General features: G+C 69.3%; 11 protein-coding genes and 1 riboswitch. Of the genes, 3 read left to right on the top strand and 8 right to left on the bottom strand.

Going from position 1 to position 13,857, the window contains the following annotated elements; genetic code table 11:
- The 5 genes from ACX80L_RS07180 to ACX80L_RS07160 all read right to left on the bottom strand — a co-directional run bounded on the left by ACX80L_RS07180 (position 1) and on the right by ACX80L_RS07160 (position 5,624).
- Complete coding sequence (locus tag ACX80L_RS07180; protein WP_459288664.1) at positions 1-900, bottom strand: ABC transporter permease; 900 nt, start codon at positions 898-900, stop codon at positions 1-3.
- The gene (locus tag ACX80L_RS07175; RefSeq protein ID WP_133082819.1) at positions 897-1,898 is read right to left on the bottom strand and encodes an ABC transporter permease subunit; all 1,002 of its coding nucleotides are present in this window, start codon (positions 1,896-1,898) and stop codon (positions 897-899) included. Before ACX80L_RS07175 ends, ACX80L_RS07180 begins: the two co-directional genes overlap by 4 nt.
- The gene (locus ACX80L_RS07170) at positions 1,895-3,544 is read right to left on the bottom strand and encodes an ABC transporter substrate-binding protein (protein ID WP_459288662.1); all 1,650 of its coding nucleotides are present in this window, start codon (positions 3,542-3,544) and stop codon (positions 1,895-1,897) included. The genes ACX80L_RS07175 and ACX80L_RS07170 overlap by 4 nt, the downstream gene beginning before the upstream one ends.
- Before the next feature lie 105 nt (positions 3,545-3,649).
- A riboswitch (SAM riboswitch) is annotated at positions 3,650-3,748 on the bottom strand.
- A gap of 47 nt (positions 3,749-3,795) precedes the next feature.
- The gene (locus ACX80L_RS07165; protein WP_459288660.1) at positions 3,796-4,101 is read right to left on the bottom strand and encodes a helix-turn-helix domain-containing protein; all 306 of its coding nucleotides are present in this window, start codon (positions 4,099-4,101) and stop codon (positions 3,796-3,798) included.
- Positions 4,098-5,624: an APC family permease gene (locus tag ACX80L_RS07160; RefSeq protein WP_459288658.1), complete on the bottom strand. Its 1,527-nt coding sequence runs from the start codon at positions 5,622-5,624 to the stop codon at positions 4,098-4,100. The genes ACX80L_RS07165 and ACX80L_RS07160 overlap by 4 nt, the downstream gene beginning before the upstream one ends.
- Positions 5,625-5,906: 282 nt before the next feature.
- Between ACX80L_RS07160 and ACX80L_RS07155 the strand changes: the two genes are divergently transcribed.
- The 3 genes from ACX80L_RS07155 (at position 5,907) to ACX80L_RS07145 (ending at position 10,215) form a co-directional block, all read left to right on the top strand.
- Positions 5,907-7,277, top strand: a complete 1,371-nt coding sequence (locus ACX80L_RS07155) for an APC family permease (protein WP_459288814.1) — start codon at positions 5,907-5,909, stop codon at positions 7,275-7,277.
- Positions 7,278-7,363: 86 nt separating this feature from the next.
- The gene (locus ACX80L_RS07150; RefSeq protein WP_459288656.1) at positions 7,364-9,358 is read left to right on the top strand and encodes a primary-amine oxidase; all 1,995 of its coding nucleotides are present in this window, start codon (positions 7,364-7,366) and stop codon (positions 9,356-9,358) included.
- A gap of 194 nt (positions 9,359-9,552) precedes the next feature.
- Entirely contained in the window at positions 9,553-10,215 is a 663-nt protein-coding gene (locus ACX80L_RS07145) for a hypothetical protein (RefSeq protein WP_459288654.1), read from the top strand.
- Positions 10,216-10,463: 248 nt separating this feature from the next.
- On the opposite strand, the gene ACX80L_RS07140 is transcribed toward ACX80L_RS07145, so the two are convergent.
- From ACX80L_RS07140 to ACX80L_RS07130, 3 genes are all read right to left on the bottom strand, one after another.
- Positions 10,464-11,009, bottom strand: a complete 546-nt coding sequence (locus ACX80L_RS07140) for a heme-degrading domain-containing protein (protein ID WP_133082811.1) — start codon at positions 11,007-11,009, stop codon at positions 10,464-10,466.
- 230 nt (positions 11,010-11,239) lie between these two features.
- The gene (locus ACX80L_RS07135) at positions 11,240-12,154 is read right to left on the bottom strand and encodes a pullulanase X25 domain-containing protein (protein WP_459288652.1); all 915 of its coding nucleotides are present in this window, start codon (positions 12,152-12,154) and stop codon (positions 11,240-11,242) included.
- Positions 12,155-12,643: 489 nt separating this feature from the next.
- Positions 12,644-13,750: an SDR family oxidoreductase gene (locus ACX80L_RS07130; protein WP_459288650.1), complete on the bottom strand. Its 1,107-nt coding sequence runs from the start codon at positions 13,748-13,750 to the stop codon at positions 12,644-12,646.
- Between the last annotated feature and the right edge of the window lie 107 nt (positions 13,751-13,857).

Below are 13,857 nucleotides of genomic sequence, written 5' to 3'. Positions count from 1 at the left end.
TCAGACCTCTGCTTCGAGTCGGCGCTGCAGGTGGTGGCCCACCACGGTGGTGGTCAGCGCGGCGAGGGTGATGAAGATGCCGGGGAAGGCCGCGATCCACCAGGCGACCTGGAGGTAGTTGCGACCGTCGGCGAGCATGGCGCCCCACTCGGCGGCGGGCGGCTGGGCGCCGAGGCCGAGGAAACTCAGCGACGAGGCCCAGACGATGGCCTGGCCGATCCCGAGCGTCACGAGGACGAAGAGGGGCCGTGCGACGTTGGGGACGATCGTGTGCCAGAGGATGTGCGACTTCGAGCGGCCGAGCGCGAGGGCTGTTTCCACATACGGGGCCGCGACCACCTGCAGGGTCTGGGTGCGGAGCATCCTTGCATAACCAGGGGCCGAACCGACCCCGACGGCGATGGCGGCGGTGACGACGCCGGTGCCGGACACCGCGATGACGATCAGGGCGAGGAGCAGGCCAGGGAAGGCGAACAGGATCTCCACGAAACGGCAGATCGCCGAGTCCAGCCACCTGCCGGACACACCGGCGGTGATGCCGAGGGCGCCGCCGAGGATCAGCCCGATGGCGGTGGCGGCGAGGCCGAGCAGCAGGGACTGGCCCGTGCCCGCGATCACGCGGGAGAAGACATCACGGCCGTTCTGGTCCGTGCCGAACAGATGGAGGCCATCGGGTGACTGGAAGGCGTTGGCGGGGTCGATCTCGAAGGGGTCCTGCCGCAGGAAGACCGACGGCGCGATGGCAGCGAGCACCAGGAAGGCGAGGAGCGCGGCGGCGATCCGGACGCCGATGGGCGTGTTGCGGACGAGGCGCCCGGCACGGGAGGGAGCAGGGGCCGGTGACGAGGGAGCTGCGCTGCCGCCCTCCGCCGTCGTGGTGGGGTCGAGGGTGAGGCTCATGCTGCGGATCCCTTCGGGTTCGTGCGGGGGTCGACCACGCGGTAGAGGACGTCCACCACGAGGTTCACGAGGATGTAGACCGCGGCGATGAGAAACACCACGGCGAGGGTGATGGGCAGGTCACGGTTCACGATGGCGTCGACGAGGGACCGGCCGAGGCCGGGTCGGGCGAAGATGATCTCGGCGACGACGGCCGAGCTGACGAGCGAGCCGACGGCCCAGGCGGAGAGCGTGAGGCCGGGGAGGATCGCGTGGCGCAGGGCGTGGGTGATTCGGACGGCGGTGTCGCTGAGGCCGCGGGCACGGGCGCTCAGGACGAAGGGCTGGGCGAGGGCGTCCTCGAAGGAGGACCGCGTGACCTGGGCGATGAACCCGGCGAGCGGGACCGCCAGCGAGAGCGCCGGCAGGACGAGCGACCGGAAGCCGTCATTGCCCGCGACCGGGAACCAGCCGAGGGTCACCGCGAAGACCACCGCCAGCATGATGCCCACCCAGAACTGGGGGAGGGAGGCGAAGAACACCTCGACAGCACGCCCGGCGCCGTCGAGCACACGCCCGCGGCCCACCGTCAGGAGGGTGAACGCCAGGGCGATCACCCAGGCGAACACGAGGGCGAGCCCGGCCAGCTGCAGGGTGGGCAGGATCTGTGGGCCGATGATCTCCAGGACGGGGACCTTGAAGATGTAGGACACCCCGAAGTCGCCGGTGAGGAGGTTGCCGAGGTAGGAGAGGTACTGGACGAGGACGGGCTGGTCGAGCCCGTACTCTGCCCGCACCGCGGCGACCGTCTCGGGTGACGGCGAGGATCCCGCCCCGCCGAGGATCGCGGTGATCGGGTCACCGGGCGTGAGGCGGAGGACGAAGAACGTGAGGGTCACGGCCGCCCAGAGGACGAAGAGGCTGCCGGCCGCACGCTTCGCGATGACCTTGCCGGCGGTACCGGCCGTCGCTGTCGTGCGGGGTGCTGCGCTGAGGGAATCGAGGGAAGAGGTGCTCATTCTGAATCCACCGCCGTGACGTCGTAGAGGTAGGGGAGGGACAGGCTCGGTTCGAGGGTGAGGTTGCCGTAGCGGTCGCTCCGCAGCGCCACCTGGCTGGCCTGGTTGTAGAGCGGCAGCTGCAGGGCGTTGTCGCTCACAATCTGCTGCGCCTCGTAGTAGAGGCGCTCACGCTCGGCGGGATCGTCCGTGGCCAGGGCGTCGTTGAGGATGCCGTCGAGCTCGGGGTTGCGGAAGCCGGAGCCGTTCGGAACGAAGCCCGCCGATTCGGTGTACTCCGAGGAGAAGACGATCCGCAGCACGTCCGCGGTGTTGGTGTTCCAGTAGTCGGCGCGGAGGTCGTACGCGAAGTTGTTGCCGAGCTCGCTGACGGTCGCGCCGTCGCCGTTCTCGATCAGCACCTCGAAGCCGGCCTTCTTCGCCGTCGCCTGGATCTGCGTGACGAGCGCCTGGTGCGCGGTGGGCCACGCGCCGGGCGTGTAGGGGAAGTGCACGGTCAGGCGCTCGCCGTCCTTCACGCGGTAGCCCTCGTCGTCGCGCTCGGTCCAGCCCGCCTCGTCGAGCAGGCGGTCCGCCTCGTCGGGGTCCGGGTCGTAGACGTGCTCGAAGTCGGGGGAGTAGAAGCCCGTGGTGGAACTGAGCGGGCCGCCGGCCCGGGTGACGGTGCCGAAGTACACGCTGTTGATGCCCGCATCGACGTAGGCGCTGTGCAGGAAGGCCTTGCGGACGTCCACGTCGTCGAACGGTGCCCGGGTGGTGTTGAGGATCAGGTTGGTCGGGTTGCCGGGCCGGTCCTGCAGGATCAGTTCGACGTTCGGGTCCGCCTCGGCCTCGCCGAAGTGCACCGACGGCATGAGGTCGAGGGCGTCCACCTGGCCCGCCCGCAGGAGGCCGTAGCGGGTGGAGTCCTCGGGGACGATGCGCCACTCGATCTTCTCGATGTGCGCCGGCCCCTCGTGCTGCGCATACGGCGGAGCGGAGTTGTAGTCCTCGTTGCGCACCAGGCTGACCTTGGACTGCGGAACGTAGTCGACGATCTTGTACGGCCCGGTACCCACGGGGGCGTTGCAGTTCTCGGCCTGCGGCCGTTTGAGCGCCTCGGGCGATTCGATGCCGAGGAACGGCTGGGCGAGCACCTCGAGAAACGCGGCGTAGGGGCGGTTGAGGGTGACGACGGCGGTGGTCTCGTCCACGACCTCGGTGCCCACGTAGGGCTTGAGGTAGCCGCCGGCCGTGCCGGACTGCGTGTCGGGGTCGATCATGTGGTCGAGGTTGGCCTTGACCGCCTCCGCGGTGAGCTTCGTCCCGTCGGTGAACCAGACGTCGTCGCGCACCGTGAAGGTGTAGCTGAGGCCGTCGTCGGACACGGACCAGTCCGTGGCGAGCCACGGGTGGATGGCCCCTTCGCTGTCCTGGGACACGAGGGAGTCGAGGTAGTTCGCCGCGATGGACGCCTGCGGCATGTCCCCGTTGACGTGGGGGTCGAGGCAGGAGATGTCCTTGCCGGTGGCGAAGACGAAGGTGTCGTCCTCGCTCGCGGCTGCTGATCCTCCGCAGCCGCTCGTGGTGAGCACTAGGCCCGCCGCGACGGCGAGCAGGGCGAGGGTGCGGGGTGGACGGGGAGTGCTGGGGCTTGCTGTTCTCACGCGTGGCTCCTGAATCATCGCCCGATGGAGGGTGATACAGGTCAGCCAGTAGTCGCCCCGGGCGTGCCGGAGCACGGAAGGGCAGACCAACGAAAGCGTGTAGCTTCTCCATCGGTCCTGGCAGTAGCACCGTTCCCCGTTGCTACACGGGGAGGGTTGCTGCGGCGTCGTCGATCCAGGTCTCTCGGCCGCTCGGGATGGTTATGGCTACAGCTAAGCGCACCGGAGGGCGGGGGCGCCAGTGGTGCCCGTCATATTCGGTCACGCGGCGCTCCGGGACGGTTTCCCCCGATGCCCGACAGCTGCACCAGGAGTTCCACCTTGCGGCCGAGCGCGAAGCCGCTGAGGTCCGGCAGCCGCACCAGGTACTCGTCCTCGACCAGCAGGTTCAGGAGCCGGTAGGTGGTGGCCTTCGGCAGCCCGAGGTTGCGGCTCACCTCCAGCCCGGTGACCCCGGGTCCGCACCGCGCAACCTCCTCGAGCACCGCGAGGGCGCTCCGCACCGCTTTGGGCTGGCGGGCCCGCAGGCCGACGTCGTCGGGCCGGTCCGTGGTCATGGGGCATCGCCCGCGGCAGTGTTCCGACCACCTCCGAGCACGGCGTCCTGCGTGGGCACGTCGTAGAGCCCGAGGACGGGGTCCGCCGACCGGTGACGGCGGTGCAACAGGAACCAGAGCAGCGCGGTGGCCAGCAGGATGCAGAAGATCCAGCCGCTCGCGCTACGGCCCGCACCCGCGAGGGTGATCCGATAGGCGACGAGGGCACCCGCGAGTGCCACCGAGGTGAGCCCGGCCGCGAGCGCCGGCCGGAGGGTCAGCTCGCCGATGCGCCGCAGGAAGACCGGCGCTGCACAGCACGCCAGCAGATAGGCGGTGACGTAGGCGGTGGCTGCGGTGCCGAGGAGCTTGTTCATCGCCTCGCCCGTTCCGAGGCCGAGCAGGATCAGCGTCGCCGGAACGACCGTCACCACGGGCATGGCAGCCAGGACGGCGTGGACGGGCGTCCGGAACCGGAGGTGGGCGTGCCCGAGCCAGGCGGGCAGGACATCCTCCCGGCCCATGGTCAGCAGCACCCGGGCCAGTGCGGTGGCGCACGCGAGCGTGCACGCGAAGAAGGACAGCGCGGCGCCGGCGTCGAGCAGGGGGACCAGCCACGGGAGGCCCGCAGCCCCCATCGCGGGACCGAAGACCTGCGACCCGTCGTCGTCCAGCGGGGGCACGGATTGCAGCAGGACCCGTTGGGCCAGGGCTGCCACGACGTACAGCACACCCCCGCCGGCGGCACTCCAGAGCAGCACTCGGGGAATGGTCCGCAGCGGCCTGCGCGTCTCGGCGCCCAGGACGGTGGCGCTCTCGAAGCCCACGAAGGCCATCAGGGCCAGGACGGCGCCCGTCGCCAGGCCGCTGAATCCCGGGTCCGGCACGGCGGCCCGGACGTCGACGTCGGGCAGGGCCTCGCGTGGGACCGCGAGGAACACGAGGACGATCGGCACCACGAGGACCAGGAGCGCCGCTCCTTCGGCCATGAGCATGGCGAGGGAGGACAGGCGGAGACCCCGGATCAGCAGCCACGTGCAGGTCCCGCCGACCGTGAGGATGACGCCCGCCATCACCGGATCGGCGAGTTGCGGCCGGCCAAACGACGCGATGAGGTCCGAGGCGTGCAGCGCGAAGCCGATCAGCGCGAACATCGCGATGCAGGCGTAACCGATGATCAGCGAGCAGCCCGTCGCGAGGGCGACCAGCGGTCGCCACGTGCCCGTGCTGCCCAGAGCCTGGGCCACGTAGCTGTACAGCGAGCCGGCAGCCCCCATGCGCCGCGCGTACTGGCCGAGCGTGTAGCCGATCAGCAGGACCAGGACCGTCGCGCAGAGGATCGACGTAACCGCGTGGCGGCCTGCGGCGGCGGTGACCATCGCGGGCATGGTCACGGCCGCGGCAACCGGTGCCATCGCGGAGACCGACTGCGCGAGGGCGTCGACGGGGCCGAGGCTCCGCCGGGCCAGGCCGTGGAGCGGAGAGATGTCCGCCAGCCCCGTCACTCGAGGAGGGCTGGCGACGGCGTCCTGCAGTGGCTTCATGATCTGCCTTTCCCCCGCGAACAGTAGGTGCGCCGTGTTGCCCTGATGTTTCACGACGCCTGTATGACGCAGCAGGCGCGACGACGTCGCAGGTGGGGCTCCGGGCACGCCGTGCGGGAGTCTCATTTGGAACGACGGCAGCTTTTACCGGGCGATGATCGGGCGGAAACGGTCCGTTGGAAGCATCGCTGCATTGCTATCTCCCCCACAGGCACGGCGTCCGCATCCGCCGTCGGCCCCCAGCGCCTCACCGGCACCCTGGGCGCCGGATCCATCGTGTTCATGGTCGTCGCGGCGGCATCGCCGCTGACCGTCATCGGCGGCGCCGCGCCGCTCGGAATCCTGCTGGGCAACGGGCCGGGGTATCCCAGCATGTACGCCGTCGCAGGGCTCATCCTCCTCCTGTTCTCCGTGGGCCTGAGCGCGATGAGCCGGGTGGTACCGAGGCCCGGGGCGTTCTTCACCTACGTGGGCTACGGGCTCGGCAGGAAGCAGGGTCTGGGAGCGGCGTTCCTCGCCCTCCTCACCTACACGACCATCCAGGTCGCGGTGTACGGCTACCTCGGCTTCAGCCTGAACCTCGCACTGACCAACCTCGGACTGCCGGAGCTGCCGTGGTGGCTCTACGCGCTCGCCATGATCGCGTTCGTCGGCGTCCTCGGCTACCGGCACATCGAACTGAGCTCGAAGGTGCTCGGTGTCCTGCTGGTCGCCGAGATCGGCATCGTCCTGGTGCTCGCAGCGGTCGTCATGGCCACCGGCGGCGCGGAGGGCCTCTCCGCGGCTCCCTTCACGCCGGTCAACATCTTCTCGGGCGCACCGGGCGTGGGCCTCATGATGGCGATCGCCGGATTCATCGGCTTCGAGGCCACCGCGATCTTCCGCGACGAGGCCAAGGACCCCGAGAAGACCATCCCGCGCGCCACCTATGCCGCCGTCCTCCTCATCGGCCTGTTCTACACGTTCGGTGGGTGGGCCCTCGTCATGGCCTGGGGTCCGTCCCAGGTGGTGCAGGCCGCAGCGGAGGATCCGGGAGCGATGATCGTGGTCACCGCCGCCAACTACCTCGGCAGCGCGGGCGCCATCGCCATCAACGTGCTGCTCCTGACGAGCCTGTTCGCCTGCGTGCTGTCCTTCCACAACGTCATCACCCGCTACCAGCACTCGATGGCCGCCGCCGGCACCATGCCCCAGCTCCTGGCCGACGTGCACCCCCGCCACCTCTCGCCCCACAAGTCGTCGCTCGCGCAGACGATCACCGCCACCGTCCTCATCGTGGCGTTCGCCCTGCTGCGCATGGATCCCGTGCTGCAGGTCTTCACCTGGCTCTCGGGCATCGCCACCCTCGCGATCGTGGTGCTCATGGCCCAGACATGCCTGGCGGTCGTGGCCTACTTCGGCCGCCACTCCGAGCTCACCGGGGGTCCCTGGCGGACACGGATCGCGCCGGTCCTGGCCCTGGTCGGCCTCCTCGCCGCAGGCGCCGTGATCGTCGCGTACTTCCCGATGCTCGTGGGCGGCGGTTGGGGCCTGAGCCTGGCCCTGATGGCCACCATCCCGCTCACCATGGCGGCCGGCCTGCTGCGCGGCCGCTACCTCGAACGCCAGGACGGCGCCGCCTACGCACGCATCACGGACGCCATCGCCGGCTAGGACCGGACGACGGCGAGACCCGCACGCCACGGCGCAGCCCGCACACCACCGACCCTCCTGTTATCCCACCGTAAGGACCCGAAGACATGACAGTTGTAGATGACACCACCGCACCGGCTCCCGTCGCCACGGAGGCCCTCGGGCGCGTCGACGTCCTGGCCGGACTCGACGGCGCCGAGATCACAAGGGTGCAGGCCCTCGTCCACGCGGCGGGCGGCACCGACGCGGACACCCGCTTCGTCTACGTGGGACTCGTCGAACCCGCGAAGTCCGAGGTGCTCGCCTACGAGGACGGCACCGGACCCCTGCCCGAGCGCATCGCCCGCGTGATGCTGCTCAATCTGGGCAGCGGAGAGGCACATGACCTGCGTGTCTCCCTGACGTCCGACGTCGTCCTCCGGACCACGATCGTGGACGGATCGACCGGCCAGCTGCCGATCCTGGAAGCCGAGTTCGAGATCATCGACCCGATCCTGCAGGCCGACACAGCATGGCGCGACGCCATCGAGGCCCGCGGACTCGACCCGATGAAGGTCATCTCGGCCCCGCTCTCACCCGGCTACTACGAGAACGAGGGGGAGAGCGGGCACCGGATCATCCGCTGCTTCGGCTTCTACCGCGAGAACGTGGAGGACAACATCTGGGCCCGCCCCATCGACGGCCTCTGCGCCTACGTCGACCCGATCGCCCGGACCGTGCTCGACGTCGTCGACTACAAGACCTTCGACCTGCCACCCGAGGTCGGGAACTTCCACCTGGCGGACTACCGTGGCCCCGAGTTCACCACCCTGAAGCCGATCGAGATCACGCAGCCCGAGGGCCCGTCCTTCAGCGTGGACGGCTCGAGGATCGAGTGGGCCAACTGGAAGCTCGGCGTGAGCTTCGATGCCCGCGAAGGGCTCATCCTGCGCCAGCTGAGCTTCCAGGACCAGGACGTGGACCGCCCGGTGATGTACCGCGGGTCGATCGCGGAGATGGTGGTCCCCTACGCCGATCCGTCGCCCACGCGCTACTGGCAGAACTACTTCGACACCGGGGAGTACCTGTTCGGCCGTTTCGCGAACGAACTGCAGCTGGGCTGCGACTGCCTCGGCGAGATCCACTACTTCGACGCGACCATCGCCGACGAGTCGGGGAGCCCCAAGACCATCAAGAACGCGATCTGCATGCACGAGGAGGACTACGGCACCCTCTGGAAGCACAACGACCTGTTCACCGGATCCTCCGACGTCCGCCGCCAGCGCCGGCTCGTCATCAGCTTTTTCACCACCGTGGGCAACTACGACTACGGCTTCTACTGGTACCTTTACCTCGACGGCACCATCGAGTGCGAGGCCAAGCTGACCGGGATCCTCTTCCCGTCCGCCTACCCCGGCGGCGACTATCCCTACGCCTCCGAGGTGGCCCCCGGGGTCGGTGCGCCGTACCACCAGCACCTGTTCTCCGCGCGCCTGGACATGACGGTCGACGGCGTGAACAACACCGTGGTGGAGGTCGACGCGCAGCGCCTCCCGATGGGACCCGGAAACCCGTACGGCAACGCCTTCACCAACAAGGCCACGCCCATCACGTCCGAGGCCGACGGCGGCCGCATCGCCGATGCGAGCGTCGGCAGGACCTGGCACATCACCAATCCCGGGAAGAAGAACCGGCTGGGGAAGCCCACCGCGTACGTGCTCTACCCGGAGCAGACGCCCACGCTCCTCGCCGATCCTGCCGCAGGCATCACGTCCCGTGCCACGTACACCACCAAGCACCTCTGGGTCTCCGCCTACGACCAGGAGGAGCACTACCCGGCGGGGGACCTCGTGAACCAGAACCCGGGCGGGGACGGCCTGCCCCGGTACATGGCTGCGGACCGGAACCTGGAGAACACCGACGTCGTGCTGTGGCACACCTTCGGGCTCACCCACTTCCCGCGACCGGAGGACTGGCCCGTCATGCCCGTGGACTACGCCAAATTCACCCTGAAGCCGCACGGCTTCTTCGGCGGCAACCCGGTGCTCAACGTCCCGGCCGGCACCAGTGGTCACTGCGCCATGGGCACGGATGACGGTGGCGCCACCGGGTCCTGCCACTGACGCGGCTCGCCTGACCCCGCTTGCCTGATCCGGCTTGCCTGATCCGGTTCGCCTGATCCGGCTTGCTTGATTCGGCTCGCCTGGGGCATTCCGTCCACCGCGCCGGGCCGGCCGCGATCCCCATCCGCCGTCGTCCCCGTCCGCCGTCCCCATCCGGCCGCCCCTTCGTCCGCCGTCCCCACAGGAGCAGTCCGATGAACACCTCGCTCAGCGCGATCATGCTGCTGTCAGCAGCAGCGGGATTCGCCGTCTGCGCGAGGGGACTGGTTCCCCGGGGGCGGCGTCGGCTGGTCGGATCCATGGCTGGGCCGGTCGGCACGACCCCGAGAATCCGCGACGGATGGTCGCCCGGGGAACCTGCCGATGTCGGGCGTACCCCCGGAAGCGCCGTCGTCGGCATGGCCGTCATGCTCCTCGCCATGGCGGATATGGCCTTCGACGCCGTGTACCTGCTGCCCGGTGTCGTCTGGGGTGTGGTGCTGCTGCTGGCCGGGCCCCTCCTGCTGGTGGGCGGCCGCAGCACGGCCGGGCCGGCGCACTGCGGTTTCGGCATGCACCGCTCGCTGTCCATGATCGCGATGGCTGCCCTCACGATCGCGGGAGGGCACGGGGATGACGCACGCCCCGGTGTCACCGCCGATCCCGGGCACGCACACGCTGGCCAGACCCTCCTGCCGGTCCTGCTGGCGGCGGGCGTCGCAGCCCTTCTCGCCTACACGGTGGTGCTGGTCGCGGCACACCGCCGTGCAGATCGGGACGATGCACGAGGGGGCTCAAGGTTCCTGCCGAGAGCAGGCGTGGAATCCTGCTTGGCAGCCGTCAGCGTTGCCGCGATGGCGGCGTCGATGGTCGCGTGAGCGGGTGAGCGGAGTTCGGCCTCGCCGACCGGCACTCGGACCGTCCTGGCTCGACAGCCGGATCGACGTGTGCGGTCGAGACTCGACCGGAGTGCTTCAAAAACCGGGCCATCGCGGTCCCGTCGGTACCCGACCGGCGTGGTTCGAGAACTGGGCCATCGCGGTTCGGCCGGTACCCGACTGGGCGGGGGATCGTGGAACCGCACGTGCCGGCCCCCGCAAAGGTCAGGAGCAGGTTGGAGCCGCGGCTACAGGCCGTCGGCTGCGTGGAAGGTGCGCAGCGCCTCGACCACGAGCTTGTGGTCCTCAAGCTGCGGCAGGCCGGACACCGTCACGGTGGCCACAGGACCCACACCCCTGATGTACAGCGGGAAGGAACCGCCGTGGGCGGCGTGGGTCGACGTGTCGAACATCGGGTTGTCCTCGGCGCGGCCGCCGTTGCGCCGGGCACGCAGGCCGACGAGCAGGGACGGTACGAGGTAACGGGCGGCCGTGCGGCTCTTCGCATCGAGCCAGTAGTCGTTGTCGGGGGTGGCGCCGTCGAGCGCGGCCCGGAACAGGATGTGGTTCGGCTTGCAGATACTGACCGCGATCGGCAGGTTGCGGCCCACGCCCAGCTGGACGAGCAGCTGCCCGAGCGCCACGGCGTCGTCGTTTGTGAAGCGCGTGAACTGGAGCTCGGCGACCTCGGTCTCGATCTTCGCGATGAGTGCCTCGAGGGCTTCGGCAGGCTGGTCGTTCCCGCCGTCGGGATCGAACGGGCGGAGGACTGTCGAGGCAGCATCATTGCTCATTGGATAAATCTACGGGGCGGTGATGGTCGCACGGAAACTACTTCGGCGATTTAGTCAGTTGCTCTTGACACACTCGAGCGGTCCTCCCGATCCGCCCTACAGTTCGGGCACGAACGGGCCGGTGCCGAGGAGTGCGAGGCCGGCGCGGTCACCCTCGCCGACCGGGAACGACGACGGCCCCGCCCGGTGCCGGGGAACGGCAGCAGGCGGGGCCGGAAGGAGGTCGAGGGCTACGAGGTCTCGATGTCCTTGGTGTCGTAGTCGAAGCGGAACGTCACGGTGGTGTCCGAGAGCAGGTGCAGCTCGTGGTTCTCGCCGTCGCGCACGCCGAACCTGCCGTAGTTCTCGTCCCAGGAGCCGTTGACGAGGATCTTGAACTGGTAGTTGCCGGCAGGGAGCTGCAGGGACAGCTTCCAGGTGTTCTCCGTCGGCTCCCAGGCGAACTGCAGTTCACGGAGGTCCGTGCTCCAGTGGCCGGCCTCACCGAACAGCGGGTCGAAGTCGCCGGAGAGGGCGACCGACTCCGGCTGGTCCTGCCACGCCTCGTCGGCGGGGGTGTCGGTCGGCGCGTGCTCGGGCGCGGTGTCGGTCACCTCGAGGGTCACCGGAACCTCTGGAGGAGTGGGATCCTCGGCGGCAGGGGACTCGACCAGCTTGGCCATCGACTCGTCCGGGTCGGAATCGTCGGCCGGCGCGGCCTGCGCCTCCTCGCCGAGCTGTTCGGGCGCCTGCGGCGCGTGGGCGGGTGCTTCGGAAGCCCGCTCGGGCACGGGCGCGCCGCTGAGCATGGCGTTCGCGAACTGGTCAGCGTCGCTGAACACCTCGACGGCGCGGACGCCCTCGTCGGTCGCGGTCCAGCCGCTGCGGCCCTTGACGAGCCAGCCGGCCTTCACGAGCTTGGAGGTCGCGGTCGTCAACGCCTTGTAGCCGCGGGGTACGCCGCCGGCGAGGAGCTCGGCTTCCTTCTCGTCGAAGGGGACCTCGGCCACGGCCTGGGACATCAGCTCGCTGGGCGCGACGATCGTCCCTGACTTCTGGTGGTCGGCCAGCAGGGCGAGGGTGGTGCGGAGTCGGACGTTGGTGCTGTTCCGGGGGGCGATGGCGGTCTCCTTCGTGGACGTCGGACGGCGTTCGCCGTCCATCATGATCGAGCTATCAGGGACTTGGGAAGTATTCTCCGGGACACGGATTCCTACCCAGGCGGGGCTTCACGGTGCTAGGGCTGCAGACGACAGCACCCTGATTTTATCGGAGGGCACGCCGTTCCGGTGCCAGGCTTCGCCGCATGACGAAGCCGGAACCGGGGCGGATCAGCGGGCGGATCGGCGGTCACGACCGGAAGGGTGCTCGCGGTAGCAGCAGGTGCCGCGGCGGCACGCGCGGTGCACACGCAGCCGCGATCACAAACTTCTTCATGGCTGTCTCCCCATTTCACCGACGGCTGCCCGTCGTGGCCACCGCGCGAAGACGGTTCCCTGCAACAGTAGGAGAGGTGGAGGGAATCCATTCTGGAGCCGGATACCCGTTTCTCCCCGCCCATTACCTGTTCATCGATGATCTGCGCGGGAACGACTGGGGTGACGTCTCTCGCCGGACTTCTTCGGAACCACCTGCCGCGGTCCGACCCGGATCCGTCACACGATCGGCGGGATGACGTTGTCGGCAGCCAGTTCGTCGAAGAGCTCGAGGAACCTGTCCTCGGTGTCGAGGCAGTCGGCGAACCCGTGCTGCCGGGCCTGAATGGTGGACGTGACGTTGTCGAACTCCGAGCGGAAGAGGAAGTCGCCGAAGGACCAGCCGGCCAGGTCCTCGTAGGGGGTCGGGACGAGGCCGTATTTCGTCACCATCCGCTGCCAGAGGTCCTGGTGCTGGGGCATCGCTTCGGCGAGCGGGACGGGCTGCGGCTCGGCATAGTCCATCCGGAAGTGGCGGGCGAACACCGGCCACAGGTGGCGCCACCGGATCTGGTCCCCGTTCGTGATGTTGTAGACCTCCCCGCCGGCGCGTGGTTCCGTGCCTGCCCAGACCGTGGCACGGGCAAGCAGGGACGCGTCGGTCACCTGGTAGAGCGCGTCGTAGGCGGCGTGCGTACCCGGGAAGCGCAACGGCTGGCCCAGCTCGCGGCAGATGCTCGCGTAGACGGCGATGACCATGAGGATGTTCATCGGATTGCCGACCGCGTAGCCCACCACACCTTCCGGGCGCAGCATGGTGGCCTGGAAGCCGTGCCTCGCCGCAGCCGTGCGGAGGATGTCTTCCTGGTCGTAGTAGAAGTTGGGCTGGATCAGCCGCGGATCGCGTTCCTTCGCGGGGGTGTTGAAGTAACCGAGGTGCGCTCCGTAGGCCTTCCCGCCCTGGTAGAGGGTGACATGGCGAAGAGGAGCACCCGCGTCCTCGAGGCCCTGCAGGGCATGGGTCAGCAGGGCGGAATTGACCTCGATCTGTTCCTCGGTCGTGGGCCGCTCGATGTAGGCGCCGAACACCAGGTGGGTGGTGTCTCGGGCGGGATCCAGTCCGGTGCGGGCCGCTTCCCGGTCGAGCAGGTCCACGGGCAGGTGATTCCACCGGGCTCCGGTGACAGGCCGGCGGCTCAGCCCGCGGACCGGCGTCCCGCGACGAAGGTATTCGTCCGCCACATGCCGGCCGATGACCCCGCCGGCGCCGGCAACCAGGACGACCTGCGGCTCCTCGCCTGCCCCTGGAGGCGCTGCAGGGGTCGGTTCTCTGCCGTCATCGGTCACACTGGGCTCCTGGCGCGTCGGGGATCGGTGCCGAGGTCAGCGACTGCCTGAGCCCGGCCTTTGTGGTCGACGTCAACGATAGCCAGAGGCGGTCGTTCAGTGGAGCG

It is taken from the genome of Arthrobacter sp. MDT1-48-3 (genome assembly GCF_054511015.1).
The sequence above is the reverse complement of the archived record's forward strand: the minus strand, read 5'-3'. Positions and strand labels throughout refer to the sequence as shown.

Bases quoted from the DNA above. Each gene is read 5' to 3' on its own strand.
- ACX80L_RS07180 (WP_459288664.1), bottom strand. From the start codon at position 900: ATGAGCCTCACCCTCGACCCCACCACGACGGCGGAGGGCGGCAGCGCA.
- ACX80L_RS07175 (WP_133082819.1), bottom strand. From the start codon at position 1,898: ATGAGCACCTCTTCCCTCGATTCCCTCAGCGCAGCACCCCGCACGACA.
- ACX80L_RS07165 (WP_459288660.1), bottom strand. From the start codon at position 4,101: ATGACCACGGACCGGCCCGACGACGTCGGCCTGCGGGCCCGCCAGCCC.
- ACX80L_RS07160 (WP_459288658.1), bottom strand. From the start codon at position 5,624: ATGAAGCCACTGCAGGACGCCGTCGCCAGCCCTCCTCGAGTGACGGGG.
- ACX80L_RS07155 (WP_459288814.1), top strand. From the start codon at position 5,907: ATGGTCGTCGCGGCGGCATCGCCGCTGACCGTCATCGGCGGCGCCGCG.
- ACX80L_RS07150 (WP_459288656.1), top strand. From the start codon at position 7,364: ATGACAGTTGTAGATGACACCACCGCACCGGCTCCCGTCGCCACGGAG.
- ACX80L_RS07145 (WP_459288654.1), top strand. From the start codon at position 9,553: ATGAACACCTCGCTCAGCGCGATCATGCTGCTGTCAGCAGCAGCGGGA.
- ACX80L_RS07140 (WP_133082811.1), bottom strand. From the start codon at position 11,009: ATGAGCAATGATGCTGCCTCGACAGTCCTCCGCCCGTTCGATCCCGAC.
- ACX80L_RS07135 (WP_459288652.1), bottom strand. From the start codon at position 12,154: ATGATGGACGGCGAACGCCGTCCGACGTCCACGAAGGAGACCGCCATC.